The sequence below is a fragment of the Streptomyces sp. NPDC043996 genome, from assembly GCF_056435225.1.
This window is the reverse complement of the sequence record NZ_JBWKEY010000005.1, coordinates 67,042-86,204: the sequence shown is the minus strand read 5'-3', so window position 1 is coordinate 86,204 and position 19,163 is coordinate 67,042. Positions and strand designations below refer to the sequence as shown.

At 73.1% G+C, this 19,163-nt stretch carries 16 protein-coding genes; 6 read left to right on the top strand and 10 right to left on the bottom strand.

Translation table 11 applies throughout. From position 1 onward, the window contains the following. Positions 1 to 322 precede the first annotated feature (322 nt). Positions 323 to 496, top strand: a complete 174-nt coding sequence (locus tag AC07A4_RS14595; protein WP_478597703.1) for a hypothetical protein — start codon at positions 323 to 325, stop codon at positions 494 to 496. Between the two features lie 221 nt (positions 497 to 717). Here the strand turns inward: AC07A4_RS14595 and AC07A4_RS14590 are convergent, their stop codons facing one another. Both AC07A4_RS14590 and AC07A4_RS14585 read right to left on the bottom strand, forming a co-directional pair. Beyond that, positions 718 to 1,569: an inositol monophosphatase family protein gene (locus tag AC07A4_RS14590; protein ID WP_478597701.1), complete on the bottom strand. Its 852-nt coding sequence runs from the start codon at positions 1,567 to 1,569 to the stop codon at positions 718 to 720. A 9-nt stretch (positions 1,570 to 1,578) separates the two neighbouring features. Next, complete coding sequence (locus AC07A4_RS14585) at positions 1,579 to 2,718, bottom strand: ferrochelatase (RefSeq protein ID WP_478597699.1); 1,140 nt, start codon at positions 2,716 to 2,718, stop codon at positions 1,579 to 1,581. Positions 2,719 to 3,223: 505 nt separating this feature from the next. Between AC07A4_RS14585 and AC07A4_RS14580 the strand changes: the two genes are divergently transcribed. After that, the gene (locus AC07A4_RS14580; protein WP_478597697.1) at positions 3,224 to 4,504 is read left to right on the top strand and encodes an MFS transporter; all 1,281 of its coding nucleotides are present in this window, start codon (positions 3,224 to 3,226) and stop codon (positions 4,502 to 4,504) included. Further along, positions 4,422 to 5,783: a D-arabinono-1,4-lactone oxidase gene (locus AC07A4_RS14575; protein ID WP_478597695.1), complete on the top strand. Its 1,362-nt coding sequence runs from the start codon at positions 4,422 to 4,424 to the stop codon at positions 5,781 to 5,783. Before AC07A4_RS14580 ends, AC07A4_RS14575 begins: the two co-directional genes overlap by 83 nt. 44 nt (positions 5,784 to 5,827) lie before the next feature. Here AC07A4_RS14575 and AC07A4_RS14570 read toward each other — a convergent pair whose 3' ends face one another. Beyond that, positions 5,828 to 7,033: a hypothetical protein gene (locus AC07A4_RS14570; protein ID WP_478597693.1), complete on the bottom strand. Its 1,206-nt coding sequence runs from the start codon at positions 7,031 to 7,033 to the stop codon at positions 5,828 to 5,830. 593 nt (positions 7,034 to 7,626) lie between these two features. Between AC07A4_RS14570 and sepH the strand changes: the two genes are divergently transcribed. Next, positions 7,627 to 8,691, top strand: coding sequence for a septation protein SepH (sepH, locus tag AC07A4_RS14565; RefSeq protein WP_478597690.1), 1,065 nt, complete (start codon positions 7,627 to 7,629; stop codon positions 8,689 to 8,691). 265 nt (positions 8,692 to 8,956) lie between these two features. Here the strand turns inward: sepH and AC07A4_RS14560 are convergent, their stop codons facing one another. Then, positions 8,957 to 9,787, bottom strand: a complete 831-nt coding sequence (locus AC07A4_RS14560) for a sulfurtransferase (RefSeq protein WP_478597687.1) — start codon at positions 9,785 to 9,787, stop codon at positions 8,957 to 8,959. Positions 9,788 to 10,236: 449 nt separating this feature from the next. On the opposite strand from AC07A4_RS14560, the gene AC07A4_RS14555 reads away from it, so the two are divergent. Continuing rightward, positions 10,237 to 11,091, top strand: a complete 855-nt coding sequence (locus AC07A4_RS14555) for a VOC family protein (protein WP_478597685.1) — start codon at positions 10,237 to 10,239, stop codon at positions 11,089 to 11,091. On the opposite strand, the gene AC07A4_RS14550 is transcribed toward AC07A4_RS14555, so the two are convergent. The 4 genes from AC07A4_RS14550 to AC07A4_RS14535 all read right to left on the bottom strand — a co-directional run bounded on the left by AC07A4_RS14550 (position 11,088) and on the right by AC07A4_RS14535 (position 16,610). Then, positions 11,088 to 11,756 carry a thymidine kinase gene (locus tag AC07A4_RS14550; RefSeq protein WP_478597682.1) on the bottom strand — a complete coding sequence of 223 codons (669 nt, stop codon included), beginning with the start codon at positions 11,754 to 11,756 and terminating at the stop codon, positions 11,088 to 11,090. The genes AC07A4_RS14555 and AC07A4_RS14550 overlap by 4 nt on opposite strands. A gap of 96 nt (positions 11,757 to 11,852) precedes the next feature. After that, positions 11,853 to 13,052, bottom strand: a complete 1,200-nt coding sequence (locus AC07A4_RS14545; RefSeq protein ID WP_478597679.1) for an alkaline phosphatase family protein — start codon at positions 13,050 to 13,052, stop codon at positions 11,853 to 11,855. Beyond that, the gene (locus AC07A4_RS14540; protein ID WP_478597676.1) at positions 13,052 to 13,660 is read right to left on the bottom strand and encodes a DUF5998 family protein; all 609 of its coding nucleotides are present in this window, start codon (positions 13,658 to 13,660) and stop codon (positions 13,052 to 13,054) included. The genes AC07A4_RS14545 and AC07A4_RS14540 overlap by 1 nt, the downstream gene beginning before the upstream one ends. An 85-nt stretch (positions 13,661 to 13,745) precedes the next feature. Further along, complete coding sequence (locus tag AC07A4_RS14535; RefSeq protein WP_478597673.1) at positions 13,746 to 16,610, bottom strand: bifunctional acetate--CoA ligase family protein/GNAT family N-acetyltransferase; 2,865 nt, start codon at positions 16,608 to 16,610, stop codon at positions 13,746 to 13,748. Positions 16,611 to 16,800: 190 nt separating this feature from the next. Between AC07A4_RS14535 and AC07A4_RS14530 the strand changes: the two genes are divergently transcribed. Further along, the gene (locus tag AC07A4_RS14530) at positions 16,801 to 17,082 is read left to right on the top strand and encodes an HPr family phosphocarrier protein (protein ID WP_478597670.1); all 282 of its coding nucleotides are present in this window, start codon (positions 16,801 to 16,803) and stop codon (positions 17,080 to 17,082) included. A gap of 286 nt (positions 17,083 to 17,368) precedes the next feature. On the opposite strand, the gene AC07A4_RS14525 is transcribed toward AC07A4_RS14530, so the two are convergent. After that, a complete protein-coding gene (locus AC07A4_RS14525) occupies positions 17,369 to 18,043 on the bottom strand; it encodes a GntR family transcriptional regulator (RefSeq protein WP_478597667.1) in 675 nt (224 codons plus the stop codon). A 269-nt stretch (positions 18,044 to 18,312) separates the two neighbouring features. Further along, on the bottom strand, positions 18,313 to 19,158 hold the full coding sequence (gene tolA, locus AC07A4_RS14520) for a cell envelope integrity protein TolA (RefSeq protein WP_478597664.1): 846 nt from the start codon (positions 19,156 to 19,158) through the stop codon (positions 18,313 to 18,315). Positions 19,159 to 19,163 lie beyond the last annotated feature (5 nt).

Below are 19,163 nucleotides of genomic sequence, written 5' to 3'. Positions count from 1 at the left end.
CCCGGCTCCGGTTTCTCCCGTGAGCGAGGCAGGTCTGATCTGGGGGTGAGGCCTCCATCCTGCCCCTTTCGGCCATAAACCGGCTGTAAGACGGCTCCCCGTCCCAGGAGCACGGGAATTTCTCGGACTTCTCTCCGGGTTGAGGTTTCTCTGAGGAGGGGCGAGGGGAGGACGGCCTTACACCCCGCGATCACGCTTCGTATGTGACGCGCCACGACCTGCTTCACGCAGTGGGCGGCGTCGGACGTGATCGCCCCTTCTAAGACACACCGGCACACCCCCGTGCCACCGACCCACACGACCCAGCCGAGGGGGCGCAACCATGGACGCATTCACCGCAGGTCTCCTGCAGCGCATAAAGGCCACGGAATCCGACCTCGCGCAGGCCCGCGAAACGGGCGACGACTTCTTGGCCGAGGTCGAGCTGGCCGAGCTGGAGGATCTGCACCGCCTGGCCGCCGAACACGGCGTGGAAGTCGCCGTGTCGACCTCCTGATCAGCACCTGAGCTCGCACGACAGGGCCCCGGTTCCGCGCCCGCGGGACTGGGGCCCTGTCGTGTCTGGGGCGGGTCTGGCTCGGGTCTGGGGCGTGACTGGGGCGGGTCTGGGGCGGGTCCGTCTCCGCGTCGTGCCTGTCGTCGCGTCGTGCCTGTCGTCGCGTCGTGTCCGTCGTCGCGTCGTGCCTGTCGTAGCGTCGTGTCCGTCGTCGCTCGGCGTCAGTCGTGCCAGGCGCCGCGCTCGTCCAGGAACGCCCGCAGCGGCTCGAAGAGGCCAGGCGGGCCCGCCACCGTCAGTTCGCCCGACAGGGGCTCGCCGGGGCGGCCGCCGGTGAGCGCGCCCGCCTCGCGGGCCACCAGGTCTCCGGCGGCGAAGTCCCAAGGGTTCAGGCCGCGTTCGTAGTACGCGTCCAGGCGGCCCGTGGCCACGTCGCACAGGTCGATGGCCGCCGAGCCGCTGCGCCGGATGTCCCGCACGCGCGGCAGCAGCTCCCGGACCACCTCGGCCTGGTGGGCGCGGCGCTCGGCGACGTACCCGAAGCCCGTGCCGATCAGCGCCTGGTCGAACGGCGGTGCGGGGCGGGTGCGCGCGAGGCGGTCGTTGACGTACGCGCCCTGGCCGAGCACCGCTCGGTACGTCTCGCCCCGCACGGGCGCGTGCACGACGCCCACCAGGGTCTCGCCGCCCTCGCCGGTGCGGCGGGCCGCGATCGACACCGCCCAGTCCGGGCGCCCGTACAGATAGTTCACCGTGCCGTCGATGGGGTCGATCACCCACTGGATGCCGCTGCTGCTCTCGGTGCTCGCGCCCTCCTCGCCGAGCACGCCGTCCCCGGGTCTGCGGGCGGCGAGGAAGTCCGTGATCAGCTTTTCGGAGGCGATGTCCATCTCGGTGACGACGTCGACGGCGCTGCTCTTGGTGGCGGCCACCCCCAGGTCGTCAGGGCGGCCGTCGCGCAGCAGCTCACCGGCGCGGTGCGCGGCCTCCAGGGCGACGACGAGGAGTTCGGCCTTCAGGGCGTCGGAGGCGTCCGAGGCGGCGCGGTCGGCGGGGGCGGCGGGGTCCGTCACGGGGGCTCCTTACGCGAACGGGCTGTCGGCGCCCGCGGCGGCGGGCTTCGGGCTGCGTGCGGGGCAGCAGCCCACCGGGCACAGGTCGTGGCTCGGGCCGAGCGCGCCCAGGGCGCAGGGCGCCACGGGACGGCCGCTCTCGGCGGCGGCGCGCTCCAGGACGAGCTCGCGCACGGCCGCGGCGAACCGCGGGTCGGCGCCCACGGTGGCCGAGCGCCGGACGGGCAGGCCCAGCTCCGCCGCCTTGGCCGTGGCCTCGGTGTCGAGGTCGTACAGGACCTCCATGTGGTCCGACACGAAGCCGATCGGGACCATCACCACGGCGGGCGCGCCGGCGGCGTGCCGCTCCTCCAGGTGGTCGCAGATGTCCGGCTCCAGCCACGGGATGTGCGGCGCTCCGGAGCGCGACTGGTAGACGAGCTCCCAGGGGCGGTCGACTCCGGTCTCCGCGCGCACCGCCTCCGCGATGACCCGCGCGACGTCCAGGTGCTGTCGCACATACGCCCCGCCGTCGCCGTGGTCCGCCGCCGGGCCCGAGGTGTCGGCCGCGGCGGTCGGGATGGAGTGCGTGGTGAACGCCAGGTGCGCTCCGTCGCGCACCTCCTCGGGGAGGTCGGCGAGTGACTTCAGGACGCCGTCGGTCATGGGGCGCGCGAAGCCCGGGTGGTTGAAGTAGTGCCGCAGCTTGTCCACGCGCGGCACGTCCAGGCCCTCCTCCTGGAGCGTGGCCAGGGCGTCCGCGAGGTTCTCGCGGTACTGCCTGCAGCCCGAGTACGAGGCGTAGGCGCTGGTGGCGAGGGTGAGGACGCGGCGGCGGCCGTCGCGGGACAGCTCGCGCAGGGTGTCCGTCAGATACGGCGACCAGTTGCGGTTGCCCCAGTACACCGGCAGGTCGAGGCCGTGGTCCGCGAAGTCCTTGCGCAGGGCGTCGAGCAGGGCGCGGTTCTGGTCGTTGATGGGGCTGACGCCGCCGAACTGGAAGTAGTGCCGCCCCACCTCCTTGAGGCGCTCCTTGGGGATGCCGCGGCCCCTGGTTACGTTCTCCAGGAACGGGACGACGTCGTCCGGGCCCTCGGGCCCGCCGAACGAGAGCAGCAGCAGGGCGTCGTACGGAGTGGGATCCAGTGGGGCATCGAGCGCATCGGACATGTCTTTGATCCTGCCACCCACCACTGACAGCCGAAAACGGCGGTCCGCGCCTGCGGAGGGTGACGATCCCGTCCATCGGAACATGACGGTCCGCATCGCGGGCGGCACACCTAGGGAACGCGGGCGGCACACCTGAGAAAGGCGCTATGGGAAAACGGCTGCCCCTAGGACTCGCCGTGGCTGTCTACGGCGCCGTCTATGGCGCTGTCTATGGCGCTGCCTACGGCCGAAAAGTGGCCCTCCAGCCGTCGAAATCCGGTCGTAGTCGGGCTGGAAAGCACGCCTCGCGCTCTCCTGGAAACGGCACCCCACGCGCCCGGAAAAACGGCACCCCACGCGCCCGGAAAACGGGTGCCCGCGCCACGGGAGAACAGGTGACCGCTCCTCCTGAAAAAGACGGTGCGTTCCCGGCTCGGCGGCCGTAACATGTACCAGCCATCTTCACGCCTTACCGGAGCCGCACACCCGACCCAGGGAGCCGCCCCGGCCCCTCTGCGGAGTCCACGTGCCAAGCCCCTACCGCGCCATCTTCGCCGCCCCCGGTACCAAGGGGTTCTCCGCCGCTGGCCTCCTCGGCCGGATGCCGCTGTCCATGATGGGCATCGGGATCGTGACGATGGTCTCCCAGATCACCGGTCGGTACGGCCTCGCGGGCGCGCTGTCGGCCACCGTCGCGCTGTCCGCCGCGGCGATCGGCCCGCAGATATCCCGGCTCGTGGACCGGCACGGCCAGAGCCGTGTGCTGCGGCCCGCGACCCTGGTGTCGCTCGTCGCCGTGGCGGGCCTGCTGCTGTCCGCGCGCCTGGAGCTGCCGGACTGGACGCTGTTCGTCTGCGCCGCGCTCGTCGGCTGCGTGCCGAGCCTCGGTTCGATGGTCCGCGCGCGCTGGGCCGCCCTGTACCGCGACACTCCGCAGCTGCACACGGCGTACTCCTTCGAGTCCGTCGTGGACGAGGTCTGCTTCATCTTCGGGCCGATCATCTCGATCGGCCTGTCCACGGTCTGGTTCCCCGAGGCCGGGCCGCTCCTGGCGGCCGTGTTCCTCGCCACCGGCGTCTTCTGGCTGACCGCGCAGCGGGCCACCGAGCCGGTGCCGCACCCGCGCGAACACCACACCAAGGGCTCGGCGCTGCGCTCTCCTGGACTGCAGGTCCTGGTGGCCGCGTTCGTCGCCACGGGCACGATCTTCGGCGCCGTGGACGTGGTCACGGTCGCCTTCGCGGAGGACGAGGGCCACAAGAGCGCGGCCAGCCTGGTGCTCGCCGTGTACGCGTTCGGCTCGTGTCTGGCGGGCGTGGGCTTCGGGCTCATGCACTTCAAGGGGTCGCCCGCGCGCAGGTGGCTGCTGGGTGTCTGCGCGATGGCCGTGAGTATGATCCCGCTGCAACTGGTCGGGAGCCTGCCGTTCCTGGCCGCGGCGCTCTTCCTCGCGGGCCTGTCCATCGCACCGACGATGATCACCACCATGGCCCTCGTCGAACAGCACGTACCACGCGCGAAGCTGACCGAGGGCATGACCTGGGTCAGCACCGGCCTCGCCGTCGGGATCGCGCTCGGCTCCTCCGCGGCCGGCTGGGTGATCGACGCCGCGGGACCGAGCGCCGGGTACGGCGTGGCGGGCGTGGCCGGGGCGCTCGCGGCCGCGGTCGGATTCCTGGGGTATCGCCGGCTGAAGCAGCCGGATCCGCGACGGGGAGGGACCCATGGGCACGGGAACGGGCAGGGGCACGGACGCGGCAGCGGAAGCGGAAGCGACCAGCGCGAGGAGTCGAGCGGCGTGGCGTAACTGGGCGGGCACCGTCGCCGTGCGCCCCGCGCGCGAGGCGACGCCCGCCTCGGTCGACGAACTGGTGGCGGCGGTGCGCCGCGCCAGGGAGGACGGCCTGACGGTGAAGCCCGTCGGCACCGGCCACTCCTTCACCGCCGCCGCGGCCACCGACGGCCTGCTGATCCGCCCCGACCTGCTCACGGGCATCCGCCGGATCGACCGCGCCGCGGGCACCGTGACCGTCGAGGCGGGCACCCCGCTCAAGCGCCTGAACGCCGCGCTCGCCCGTGAGGGCCTGTCGCTGACGAACATGGGCGACATCATGGAGCAGACGGTCTCCGGGGCCGTCAGCACCGGCACGCACGGCACCGGCCGCGACTCCGCGTCGCTCGCCGCCCAGATCACCGCGCTCGAACTCGTCACCGCCGACGGCCGCGTCCTGACCTGCTCCAAGGAAGAGCACCCCGACGTCTTCGCCGCCGCCCGCCTCGGGCTCGGCGCGCTCGGCGTCATCAGCGCGATCACCTTCGCCGTAGAGCCCCTGTTCCTGCTGCGGGCCCGCGAGGAGCCGATGGGCTTCGACGAGGTCACCGGCGCGTTCGACGAACTCGTCGCCGAGAACGAGCACTTCGAGTTCTACTGGTTCCCGCACACCGGCAACTGCAACACCAAGCGCAACAACCGCAGCCTCGGCCCCGCCGCCCCGCCGCACGCGGTGAGCGCCTTCGTAGCGGACGAGTTGCTCTCCAACGGCCTCTTCCAGGCGGTCAACTCCCTCGGCCGGGCCGTCCCCGCCACCATCCCCGCCATCGCGAAGATCTCCAGCAAGGCCCTGTCCGCCCGCACCTACACGGACATCCCTTACAAGGTCTTCACCAGCCCGCGCCGGGTGCGCTTCGTGGAGATGGAGTACGCCGTGCCGCGCGAGGCGCTCGTCGAGACGCTGCGCGAGCTGAAGGCGATGGTCGACCGCTCCCCGCTGCGCGTCAGCTTCCCCGTGGAGGTCCGCACGGCGCCCGCGGACGACATCACACTGTCCACGGCGTCCGGCCGCGACAGCGCGTACATCGCCGTCCACATGTACAAGGGCACGCCCTTCCGTACGTACTTCGGCGCCGCGGAGCGGATCTTCGTCGCCCATGACGGGCGGCCCCACTGGGGCAAGCTCCACACCCGCGACGCCGCGTACTTCGCCAAGGCCTACCCGCGCTTCGCCGAGTTCACGGCCCTGCGCGACCGCCTCGACCCGGACCGGCTCTTCGCCAACGCCTATCTGCGGCGCGTGCTCGGCGACTGACGCGACGGCCTAGGGGGCGTGGCACCGCACCAGGGGCCGCGCCCTCACTGCTCCGGAGACCGCTGCTGTTCCTGCACGCCGTTGTCCGAGCCGTTGTCTGAGCCGTTCCCGCCACCGTTCGACGGCGTGGGGGTCGGCGTCGGCTTGGGGGTGGGCGTGGGGGTCGGCGTCGGGTCGACCTTCGAGCCGTCGTCGTCCTTGTCCCCGCCGTCGTCCGGCTTGCCGCCCTGGTCCTTGTCGGTGTCCTTGCCGGTGTCCGAGCCGGTGTCGTCGTTCGGCGAGGGCGTGCCGCTCGGGTCCTTGGACGTGCCGTCGTCCTGCTGCGAGCCGTCGCCCTCACTGGGCGTGGCGTCACCGGAGGGCTGGTCGGAGTCGCCGGCCGGCCGCTCGTCGTGGGACGACGACGAGTTGCGCCCCTTGAAGGCATCGCTGATCGTCGTGCTCTTGCCGTCCCCGCTGAAGCTCTGCCCGCTCACCAGCTCGTACGTGGTGATGCCGGTGAGCGCCACGCCGAAGACGACGGCGGCGGCGACCAAGGGCCGCTTCCAGCTGGTCACCCGCGCGCGGTGCGTCGTCCCCTCGGTGAACTCCTCGGACGGGAGCGGCGGTTCGCCGGGACCCGCGGGGGCCGCCTGGCGCAGCACCTGGGTCCGCTGGTCGCGCGGCAGCATCCGCGTGGCGTCCACGGCACCGAGGAGCTGGGTCGCGTCCGCGTCGGAGGCACCGGCCCCGGCCTGCGGCAGCATGGTCGTGGGGTCGGCGTCACCGACGTGTGGGAGCACGGTGGTGGGGTCGGCGTCCGGGGCGGCGTGGTCGGCGTACTGCCGTCCCCACGTCGTGGTCACCGGGCCCGTGCCCGCGGCGTAGGGCACGGAAGGCGTCGGGGGTGCGGAAGGCACCGAGGGCGCGGCTCTGAACGCCTCGGGCACCGGGGCGTTCGCTCCCGCCGGAACCTGCTGCGCCTTCGGCTTGGCCTGCACCGCGACGTCGCGTATCTGCTCGCCCGTGCGCTTGAAGAAGTGCTGGAACACCGTGCCGCCGCAGGTGGCGATGCCGCTCACCACACCGGCGCCGAGGATCGTTCCGTACACGCCGAAGCTGGACGCGAGCTTCGCGGCCAGCACGGCGGCCACGGCGCTCCCCGCCACCTGCGGCACGCTCAGATCGAGCCGCCTCTTGCCCTGCGTGTCCTCCGACGTGTCCTCCGACGTGTCCTCCGACTCCCCGCCGGAATCCGGCTGTCCGCGCATCTCCCGCCCTTGCCTGCCCTTCTCGCTTTCTCGACATCTCGACTTCTCCGTATAGTTCGGCGCATCCCGGTTCTTCTCGGCTCATCTAGGCGCGTTCGCCCTGAAAGCCACGAGTCATGCGTCAGCGGAGATAAGGCCCGTCGTCGTACGATCTACGCGAGCCACATGAGATAGGGACGTACACCCGAAGGAAATAGTTCCGATTCAGGTGATTACGTGAAGAGCGCCACTCGCGCGCGGGCGCATCGCGCCCCTTGACGCCATCAACTCCCTTCACCCGGGAGAAGTTCGGCAGCGTGCCGGTCCACCCGGGTGGCCCGAATGGAGTAGTGTTGCGAGCCCTGGGCCCGGTCTCCAGCCAGGGTGCCCGGGGCCAGCCAGGACCGCCGGGAGGGGGCTCGCTGCACAGAGTGACGAGTTTGGTCACTTAGCGTTGCGAATAGGTAACCGTGCCATAACGGCGATCCAGGGCCCATGCCCGACACGCCGGGCAAATCGGCAAGGTTGTGGCAGGCTGCACCCGGGCAGGCCACACTCGACTAGCGGAAGCAGCGACGCACGTGACGTCGGCAGGCACCACCCGGGAGGTCCCCATGCCCGAACTGCGTGTCGTGGCCGTCAGCAACGACGGCACACGGCTGGTGCTGAAAGCTGCCGACAGCACGGAGTACACGCTTCCGATCGACGAACGGCTCCGCGCCGCCGTGCGCGGCGACCGGCCCCGGCTCGGCCAGATCGAGATCGAAGTCGAGAGCCACCTCCGGCCCCGCGACATCCAGGCACGTATACGCGCCGGAGCCAGCGCGGAAGAAGTCGCCTCGCTCGCCGGCATCCCCGTGGACCGCGTCCGCCGCTTCGAGGGCCCCGTGCTCGCCGAGCGCGCCTTCATGGCCGAGCGCGCCCGCAAGACCCCCGTGCGCCGCCCCGGCGAGAACACCGGCCCCCAGCTCGGCGAGGCCGTCCAGGAGCGGCTGCTCCTTCGCGGCGCCGACAAGGAATCCGTCCAGTGGGACTCCTGGCGCCGCGACGACGGCACCTGGGAAGTGCTGCTCGTCTACCGCGTCGCCACCGAGCCGCACTCCGCGAGCTGGACCTACGACCCGCCGCGCCGCCTCGTCCAGGCCGTCGACGACGAAGCGCGCGCCCTCATCGGCGAGACCGACGACATCGCCGCGCCCGAACCGAGCTTCCCGTTCGTGCCGCGCATCGCCCGGCTCCCCCGCGAGCGCTCCCTGGAGCGCGCCCTCGACCGCCCCGGCGGCCCCGAGACCACCGAGGAACCCGCGAGCACCGGCGCGAGCGCGACCATCGGCGAGCAGGAGCGCGACTCGCTCACCAGCCTCCTGGAGGCCGTCCCGAGCTTCCGGGGCGACATGGTCGTCCCCGAGCGCCCCACCACCGCACCCGCCGAACTGCCGCCCGCGCAGGAGGAACCGGAGCAGGAGCCCGAGGCCGAAGAGGCCCCGGCGACCGCCGCGTCGGCCGGATCCGCGTACGCGGACGTGCTCATGCCGCGCGCCGTGGCCAGCCACCGCGAACGCCTCGTCGGCTCCACGGACCGCCAGGCGGAGGCCGACGGCGTCCGCCCCGGCCGCCGCGCCGCCGTGCCGAGCTGGGACGAGATCGTGTTCGGCACCCGCCGCAAGAAGCAGGAATAGCCGCCCCGGAAACAGGGAAGAGCCAGCCGCCCGCGCCTCGCACGGGCACCGCGAAGGGCCCGTACGCAAGATCCGTACGGGCCCTTCACATGATCCCCACGCGTCACGGAGCGTCACGACGTCCGGGACGTGTCACGGAACGTCACAGCGAACCGTCACTGCGGTCTGACCCAGCGGTCTGACCCAGCGATCGTCATGGCGACACGGCAATCCGTCACAGCGGTCTGACACGACGGTCTGACACGACGTCCGGCGCGCCGCGGTGCTAGCTCGGCTCCGGGCCCGTCGCCACCGGGCGGGAGGCGTCCGAGGACCACTCCGACCAGGAACCCACGTACAGCGCGGCCGGAACGCCCGCCACCGCGAGCGCGAGGACCTCGTGCGCGCCGGAGACGCCCGAGCCGCAGTAGACGCCGACCTCCCCCGCCTCGGCGGCCCCCAGGGACGCGAAGCGGGCCGCGAGTTCCTCGGCCGACCGGAACCGGCCGTCCTCCGCCACGTTCTCCGTCGTGGGCGCCGAGACCGCGCCGGGGATGTGGCCGCCCACGCGGTCGATCGGCTCGACGTCGCCCCGGTAGCGCTCGGCCGCCCGCGCGTCCAGGAGCAGGCCCGACCGGGCCAGGGCAGCCGCGCCGTCCGCGTCCAGGCGCCCGATCGAGTCCGGCACCGGCGTGAACGTGCCCTCGGCGGAGGGGCGCACGTCACCGGACTCCAGCGCGCCGTCCCACACCGCGAGCCCGCCGTCGAGGACCCGCACCGAAGGGTGCCCCGCCCAGCGCAGCAGCCACCAGGCGCGCGCCGCCGCCCAGCCCTGGCCGCCGTCGTACACGACGACGTCCCGGTCCGCCGACACGCCCGCCGCCCGCATCGCCGCGCCGAACCGCTCGGCGTCCGGCAGCGGATGCCTGCCCGCCGCACCGGCCGGGCCCGCCAGCTCGGCGTCCAGGTCGACGAAGACCGCCAAAGGCAGGTGCCCCTTCTCGTAGGCGGGCCGCTGGTGCGGGCCGCCGAGCTGCCAGCGGACGTCGAGCAGCACTGGCGGATTCTCGCCCGCCAGGTCGCTCGCGAGTTGGGATGCGGAGATGATGGCATTCATAAGCCCCAACCTTGCCCACAGGGTGGCCGCCACGTCCAGGTCCGGCTACCCTGCTCGGCCGGACCACGCCCGAACACGTGACGTACGGGACCGGGCACACCGCGTACCGCCAGCGGACACAGCCCGGCAACCGCGCGTTCACGGATGCGAAACGGCCCACCGGGCATCCTCCGCCAAGAGACCGGAAAAGGCGGCGCGGCCGGGGAGCGCGGGGCGACCGGTGATGCAAGCATCTGCACGGACGGGCATGCGCGCGGCCTGAGTACGCGCGTTCGAAAAGCGAATCGAAGCGGAAGCGAAGCGGAGTGGCGACGGCTGAGCGACGACGGACGGCAGCGGCGGACGGCGGGCGACGGGTGGCGGCCTTCGGCATCCGTTGACCGGCCCGCCCACCGATGCCTGCCGTCGCCCGGCGGCCGACGCCCCATGGGCCCGAGGAGAGAGTGACGATGACCAAGGCACGGTGGCCGGAGAGCCGACGCGTCCCGACCGCGCGGCCCGCACCCGGCACGCCCTGCTGGGTGAGCCTGATGGCGCACGACCTGGCCGCGACCCAGGAGTTCTACGCCTCGCTCTTCGGCTGGACGTATCAGCCAGGACCCCAGCAGCTCGGCCCCTATGTGCGCGCCGTCCTCGACGGCCGCGAGGTGGCCGGGATCGGACAGCTTCCCCACGACCGGCACCTGCCCATCGCCTGGACCCCGTATCTGGCGTCGGACGACGCGGACGCCACGGCGGAGTGCGCGCGGCACTGCGGCGGCACCGTGGGCGTCGGGCCGCTGGACGCCGCGGAGGCCGGGCGGATGGCGATCGCCTCGGACCCGTCGGGCGCGGTGTTCGGCGTCTGGCAGGGCGCCGGGCACATGGGCGCGGGGGTGGCCGGAGTGCCCGGCGCGCCCGCCTGGAACGAGCTGCTCACGCGGGAGACGGCGGAGGTCGCCAAGTTCTACCGGACCCTGTTCGGCTACACCGAGGAGGCGTCCGACGTCGCCGGCCTGGACTATCTGACGTTCTTCCTCGACGGCGAGGCGGTGGCGTCCGCGCACGGCGTCGGGAGCGCGCTGCCGCGCGACCGGGGCGCGCACTGGATGACGTACTTCGAGACCGCGGACGTGGACGCGTCCGTGGAGCGGGTCGACGCGCTGGGCGGTCGCGTCGTGGAGCCCGTGCGCGTCGGTACGCACGGGCGGGTCGCGACGGTCGCCGACCCGGAGGGGGCGGTGTTCACGCTCGTGCACTCAGAGGAGGGCACAGCATCTGAGGGGTCCGGGCACACCGGCCAGGAGCAGGCCGGACGCGGTTAGGAGCGGACCGGCGCGTCGGCGGGGTCGACCGGCAGGACGTCGGGCGAGAGGGCACCGGCGCGGGCGGAGGCGGCGGTCATGCGGCGCCGGTGGTGACGGCGGCACAGCACCTCGTAACCGACTTCGTCGGCCGCCTGGTTGACGTCCCCGACGACGACCTGGGCGCCTTCGACGACCATGTGGCCGCCGACGGTGCGGGCGTTGTGGGTGGCGCGGGCGCCGCACCAGCACAGGGCTTCGACCTGGAGGACCTCTATGCGGTCGGCGAGTTCGACGAGCCGCTGCGAGCCGGGGAAGAGCTTGGAGCGGAAGTCGGTGGTGATGCCGAAGGCGAAGACGTCGAGGCCGAGGTCGTCGACCACGCGCGCGAGCTGGTCGATCTGCTCGGGGGCGAGGAACTGCGCCTCGTCGGCGATGACGTAGTCGGCGCGGCCGCCCTGGGAGAGGTGGTCGACGAGGTGGGCGTAGAAGTCGAGGTCGTCGGCGACCTCGATGGCCTCGGTGACCAGGCCGAGGCGCGAGGAGAGCTTGCCCGCGCCCGCGCGGTCGTCGCGCGCGAAGATCATCCCCTGGAGTCCGCGGGTCGAGCGGTTGTGCTCGATCTGCAGTGCGAGGGTGCTCTTCCCGCAGTCCATCGTTCCGGAGAAGAACACCAGCTCAGGCATGGGAGGGTGAGGGCCTTTCATCGTGTGCGGGGGGTGCGGGGGGCGTGCGCGGGCAGGTCAGCGGCGCGGGTCGGCTAGCCGCGCACCAGGTACGTACTACGTGCGTACTTCGAGGAGCGGTACGAGCTGTTCCGCCGGGGTCATGGAGCCGTGGTTGCCGACCATCGCGGACTCCTTCGGCTCCGTCCGCGAGGCGATGATCACGGCGTCGTCGTGGGCGGCGGCGACGACGTCGCCGATGCGGCCGTGCACGCGCTCGTCGACGTGGCGTCCGAACCAGCCCGCGGCGATGGCCTCCTCGCGGCTCGCGACCCAGAAGCGGTCGCCGAGGACCTCGCGCCACACGGTGAGGACGTCGGCCTCGGCGCCGGGGACGGCGTAGACGTGCCGGGCACGGCCCTCGCCGCCGAGGAGGGCGACCCCGGCGCGCAGCTCCCAGTCCTCGTCGAAGTCGATCCGGGAGTCTTCGTCGAAGGCGATGTCGATCATGCCGTGGTCGGCGGTGATGTAGAGGGCGCTGCGCGGCGGCAGTCGCTCCGCGAGGCGCTGGGCGAGGCGGTCGACGTACATGAGCTGGCCGCGCCAGGCGTCGGAGTCGATGCCGAACCGGTGGCCCTTGCCGTCGACTTCGGCGTAGTAGGTGTAGACCAGGGCGCGGTCGGCGGCCGCGAGCTGCTCGGCGGCGAGGTCCATGCGGTCCTCGCCGGAGAGGCGGCCGCGGAACGTGCCGCCGCTGAGGGCGACCTTGGTGAGCGGGGTGTGCTCGAAGGTCGGCGAGGAGACCTGGGCGGTGCGCACGCCCGCGTCGTGGGCGCGCTGGAAGATCGTCGGATACGGCTGCCAGGCGTGCGGGTCGGTCCAGGGCTTCCAGCGGAGCTGGTTCATCAGCTCGCCGGTGGCGGGGTCGCGGACGGTGTAGCCGGGCAGGCCGTGGGCGCCGGGGGGCAGGCCGGTGCCGACCGAGGCCAGGGAGGTGGCGGTGGTGGCGGGGAAGCCCGCGGTGATGGGGCGTCCGGTGCCGCCGCGCGAGGAGCCGAGCAGCGACGTCAGGAAGGGCGCTTCGGCGGGGTGGGCGCGCAGCTGCTCCCAGCCGAGGCCGTCGATGAGGAAGACGCAGGCGCGGTCGGCGGGGGCCAGCTCGGGGATGACGGGGGCGAAGCCGTCGACCTCCTGGTGGGCGACCAGCGTGGGCAGCAGGTCGGCGAGCGATCCCGCGCCGTACTCGGGCAGGGGTGCGGTGGCGAGGTCCAGCGGCCGTACGTCGTCCCAGCCGCCGGCCCAGTCGGCCGTGGTCATCAACGGCCGGTGCCCGTGCCGGTGGCGCCGGTGGCCGCCGTGATCTCGGAGAGCGCCTGGGCGAAGACGAGGGTCTGCCGGACGGTGTCGGGGCCGTCCCCGGCCTCGCTGACCCGCAGGCTGAGGTCGTCGGCGGTGGAGCTGCCGGTGTAGCCGTGGTCGGCCTCGCAGTTGGGGTCGCCGCAGGCGGCGGGTTCGAGGTCGATGCGCGATACGGCGCCCCAGCCGATGGTGAGGACGACCTCACGGGGCAGGGAACCGGGGACGTACTTCTCGGGGTTGGCGACGACGCGGCTCACCACGACCGACGAGATCCGGCCGATCTTCACGGATTCCGTGGAGGTCGTGGCGTACGGGGTCGGGGAGGTGCTGTCGGCCGCCTGCTCGTCGGTGTGGCTGACGATGAAGCGGGTGTCGGTGAGGACGAGGACCGTCACGTGGCGGCGCACTTCGTTGGCGTCGAACGTGGTCTCCTGGTGGACCAGATACGACCCGATGGCCTCGCCGCCGACCGCGGCTTCCACCGCCTCGGCCACGAGGGCCGGGTAGTAGCCGCTGCGCTCGATCGCCGCGCGCAGCCCCTGGGTCGTGGTACCGGTCTTTGCCATGCGGTCCATCCTACGGCCCGACGCCCGCCCCGAGGCGCGCGGTGGCGGCCTCGGGGCTTCGCCCTCCGGCTCGCGACGACCTCGGCTAGTAGGCGGGCAGGGTGCGCGGCCCCAGGTCGTCGCGGGCCGGGGGCGGGGCGAGGCGGACGGTGCCGCTGAGTACGGACAGGCCGTGCTGGGCGACGACCACCGGTTCCAGTGAGACGGTGACCACTTCAGGATGGTCGTCGACGAGCCGGGAGACGCGCTGGAGGAGCTCCTCCAGGGCCTCGACGTCGACGGGGGCGGAGCCGCGCCAGCCGAAGAGGAGGGGCGCGGTCCGGATGGCTCTCACGAGGGTGCGGGCGTCGCGGTCGGTGACCGGGATCAGTCGGTGCGCGGTGTCGCCGAGGAGTTCGGAGGCGGCGCCCGCGAGGCCGAAGGAGAGGACCGCGCCCGCGGCGGGGTCGTGCCCCGCGCGCACCACGGTGTCGACGCCGCGCGCGACCATGGCCTGGACGACGGGCCGCAGCTCGGCCGGGCGCCCGAGGGCGTGGGTGAGCTCGCGGTAGGCGCGGCGCAGCTGTTCCTCGTCGGCCAGGTCGAGGCGTACGCCGCCGAGGTCGGGGCGGTGGCGCAGGTGGGGGGCGGTGGTCTTGAGGGCGACGGGGTAGCCGAGCTCGCGGGCGGCGTGCGCGGCGGCGTCGGCGTCGGGCGCGGGCAGGGCGGGGCGGACGGCGATGCCGTAGCGGCCGAGGAGGTCGCGGGCGTCGTGGACGTCGAGGGTGAGGCCTTGGGCAAGGCCTTGAGTGACGCCTTGGGTAAGTCCTTGGGTGAGTCCTTGGGGGTCGTCGCCCTTGGTGAGGAGCGCGGCGATGAGGTCGGCGGCTCCCTGTTCGTCGATGTCGTCGTACTCGGGCACCTTGCCGGGGTCGGCGATGTCGTGCCGCCATTGGGCGTAGGCGACGGCTTCGGCGAGGGCGCGGACGGCGCGCTCGGCGGCCGGGTAGGCGGGGATGCGGGCGTGCGGCGGCGGGGCTTCGGCCGCGGGCGGCGCGGCGGGCGCCGGGTCGGCGGGGCGGGCGGCCGCCCGGGGCTTGGTGCTCGCGGCCGCGGAGAGGGCCTCGGCGAGCTCGCCGAGCTCCACGTGGACGACGGCGACGGGCTTGGTCGGGCAGGAGGCGGCCGCGGCCCGCAGCGCGGCGGCCAGGGTCTCCCCCTGGCCCTCGCGGCTGGACTCGCCGAGGGAGGGGATGACGGTGACGACGGCCGCGTCGCAGGTGTCGGCGGCGAGCGCGGCGCCGAGCGCGGCGCGGAAGTCCTCCGGGGTGGCGCCGGTGGTCAGGTCGCGCGGGGGCAGCGGACGCAGCCCTTCGGCGACGCAGGCGTCGTACGTGAGCAGGCCGAGGGACTCGGAGTTGCCGAGGATGGCGACGCGGGGTCCCGCGGGCAGGGGCTGGCCGGCGAGGAGGAGACCGGCGTCGACGAGTTCGGTGACCGTGTCGACGCGTATGACGCCCGCCTGGCGCAGCAGCGCGGAGACGGTGGCGTGCGGGAGGCGGGTCGCAGCGCCCGCGTGGCCGGTGGGGGCGATGCCGCTGTGCCGGGCGCCCTGGACGACGACGAGGGGCTTGGCGGCGGCGGCGCGGCGGGCGAGGCGGGTGAACTTGCGGGGGTTGCCGATGGATTCGAGGTACATGAGGGCGACGTCGGTGTCCGGGTCCTCGTACCAGTACTGGAGGACGTCGTTGCCGGAGACGTCGGCGCGGTTGCCCGCGCTGACGAAGGTGGAGACGCCGGTGAGGCCCGCGCCGCGGCGGTGCAGCCGGGAAAGGAGGGCGATGCCGATGGCGCCGGACTGGGTGAACAGGCCGACGCGCCCGGTGGCGGGCAGCTCGGGGGCCAGCGAGGCGTTGAGGCGCACGTCGGGGGACGTGTTGAGGACGCCGAAGGCGTTGGGGCCGATGAGGCGCATGCCGTAGGAGCGGGCCTGGCGGACGAGCTCGCGCTGCCGGTCGCGTCCTTCGGGGCCGCTCTCGGCGTATCCCGCGCTCAGGACGACGAGCCCTTGGACGCCGTGTTCGCCGCAGTCGGCGACGGCTTGTGGGACCCGCTCGGCGGGAACGGCGATGACAGCGAGGTCGACGGGCTCGGCGACGGCCCGCACCGAGGGGTGGGCGGGGACGCCCTCGACGCCCTGGGCGGTGTCCTCGTCGGTGAAGGCGTGGTTGATGGCGTACAGGCGACCGGTGAAGCCGGAGCGGCGCAGGTTGCGCAGGACGGTGCGGCCGACGCTGTCCTCGGCGCGGCCGACGCCGATCACCGCGACGGAGCCGGGGGCCAGGATGCGCTGCACGGAGCGGGCCTCGGCGCGCTGTTCGCGGGCGCGCTGGACGGCCAGGGAGCGGTCGGTGGGCTCCAGGTCGGCTTCGAGGCGGACGACGCCGTCCTCGAAGCTGCGCTCCTGGCGGTACCCGGCGTCCGTGAAGACCTTGACCATCTTGGTGTTGGCGGGCAGCACCTCGGCGGTGAAGCGGCGCACGCCACGCTCCCGGGCGACGGCGGCGAGGTGTTCGAGCAGCGCGGAGGCGACGCCCCGGCCCTGGTGGGCGTCCTGGACGAGGAAGGCGACCTCGGCCTGGTCGGCCGGGGACGAGGCGGCCCGGCCGTCGGCGTCGACGCGGTCGTAGCGGACGGTGGCGATGAACTCGCCGCCGACGGTGGCGGCGAGCCCGACGCGGTCCACGTAGTCGTGGTGGGTGAAGCGGTGCACGTCCTTGGCGGACAGGCGCGGGTAGGGCGCGAAGAAGCGGTAGTACTTCGACTCGTCGGAGACCTGCTCGAAGAAGCTGACCAGACGGTCCGCGTCGGCGGCGGTGATGGGCCGGATGCGGGCGGTACCGCCGTCGCGCAGCACCACGTCGGCTTCCCAGTGCGAGGGGTACGCGTGGCCGTCCGCCGGGGTGTGCATGGGGCCAGGGTACGGGTCGCGCGGCCGCGCGGGCCGGGGCAGTGTAGGAGGCGTCGCACGGCGGTCGGGTGGCGGCACGGCGCGGGACGAGGGGCCGCGGGCAGCCGCGGCGCCGGTCCGGCCGGAGCACCCGGGTCGGCATGAGACACTGGTCTAGACAAGTGTGAGACACCTGGAAGGGCAGCAACACATGGCTGAGCGCCGCGTCAACGTCGGCTGGGCCGAGGGCCTCCACGCCCGGCCCGCCTCCATCTTCGTCCGTGCGACCACGGCCTCGGGCGTGCCCGTGACGATCGCCAAGGCCGGCGGCAACCCCGTCAACGCGGCCTCGATGCTCGCGGTGCTCGGCCTGGGCGCGCAGGGCGGCGAGGAGATCGTGCTCGCTTCGGACGCCGAGGGTGCGGACGCCGCCCTGGACCGTCTCGCGAAGCTGGTCGCGGAAGGGCTTGAGGAGCTCCCCGAGACCGTCTGACACCGTCTGACACCGTCGGACATCGCGGTACGGAGCCGCGCGAACCCAAGGGTTCGCGCGGCTCCGTCGTGTTTTCGGGGGCGTGCCGCTTTCGGGGTGTGCCGCTTTCGGGGTGCGCCGGGGCTGCCGGGGTGTTCGGCGCGAATTGAACGACGTGCGGGCATGCCGCTTGAACGAAGCGCGACCATGCCGCTGTCAACGTGCCCGTGCCGCCGGGAAAGAAAGAAAGTGGCGCCGGGCGGGAAATCCGGTACGGAATTCCCGCTCTTTGTCTACGGGCTCGCCGTTAATTCCGCGCGCCCACCGTGTTTACGGCATGTTGCGGACCCCTCACACGACCGGCGCGCGGCCGGTGCGCGGACGCCGTGCGCTCGGCGCACAGGACGGTCAGCGCGCGGGCGCGGTCGGCGTCCTTGCGGGTGACCGCGTCGACGACGGCGGCGTGCCCGGCCCAGACCTCCGCGGGCGCGGCCGGGGCCTCCGCGACGTACATCCACGCGATCTTGTGGCGCAGCTGGGTGAGCAGGGCGATCAGGCTGGGGCTCGCGGACGCCTGGGCGAGCGTCTCGTGGAACCAGCCGTCCAGCGAGCGCAGGTCCTCGCCGCCGCCCCGGCGGGCCCGCTCCTGGCCGAGCCTGACGAGGCCGCGCAGCACCTTCAGATGGGCCTCGGTGCGGCGCTGTGCCGCGCGGGCGGCGGCCAGGGGCTCCAGGAGCGTGCGGACCTCCAGGAGGTCGGCGGCGTCCTGTTCGGTGGGCTCGGCGACGCACGCGCCCGCGTGCCTGCGGGTGACAACGAAGCCCTCGGCCTCCAGGGTGCGCAGGGCCTCGCGCACGGGGACGCGGGAGACGCCGTAGCGGCGGGCGAGCAGTTCCTCGGTCAGCCGCGTGCCGCGTTCGTAGACACCGGCGACGATGTCGTCCCGGATGGCCGTGCACACCGAGTGCGCGGGAATGCGCATGACGGACCTCCGCTTTACTGCCCTTAATGCCCGTGAAACGCGTCGCACGACGCACTGAATGACGCTTGCGCCACGAACCTATGGACTCTGCCACGACGGACTCTATTGCAGGCAGCCACATTTTCCGATGGTGCGCGGTAATCCATGGATATCTTTTGGCCAAGGGTGTGCGCCCAGGACGCGTGCGCGCGGAGCGCGTGCGCGGCGTACGCACGCGGAAAGCCCCGGCTCGGGGAGCCGGGGCTTTCGGAAGCGTGGGTGACGGCGGGTCAGACGCTGACGCCGTGGGAGCGCAGGTACGCCACCGGGTCGATGTCCGAGCCGTAGTCGGCGCCGGTGCGGGCCTCGAAGTGCAGGTGCGGGCCCGAGGAGTTGCCGGTGGAGCCCGAGAGGCCGATCTGCTGGCCGGGGGTGACGGCCTGGCCGACGGTGACGCTGATGGACGACAGGTGGCCGTACTGGGTGTACGTGCCGTCGTTCATCTTGATCACGATGTTGTTGCCGTAGGCGCCGCCCCAGCCCGCCTCGACGACGGTGCCCGCGCCGACGGCCTGCACCGAGGTGCCGGACCCGGCGTGGAAGTCGATGCCGGTGTGGCTGCCGGAGGACCACATGCCGCCGCCCGCGCCGTAGGAGGTGGAGACATACGAGCCGTTGACCGGGGCCACGTAGGCGTTCAGGCGCTTGCGCTCGGCGTCGCGGGCGGCGCGCTCGCGGGCCCGCTCCTTGGCCTCCTTCGCCGCCTTGGCCTCGGCCTCCTTCTTGGCCTTCGCCTCGGCCTTCGCCTTCGCCTCGGCCTCGGCCTTGCGCTTCTGCTCGGCGGCCTTGTGGCGCGCGGCCTCCTCGGCCTTCTGCTGCGCGGCGGCGTCGTTGGCGGCCTGCTTCTGGGCGTTGGCCTGCGCGTCGATCTCGTCGGCCAGCGTGTCGTTGATGGCGATGGCCTGGGTGAGACCAGTGCTGCCATGGTCGGCGGAGCTGTCCGCGGCGAGCGCGGGAGCGGCCAGGCCCGAGATGACGCCGGTGGTGGTGAGGGCGGCGACGCCCGCGGCGCTCGCGGTGGTGCGGGTGATGCGGCTCGGGCGACGGTGCTTGCCGGTCGGGCGGATGAGCGCCATGAAGC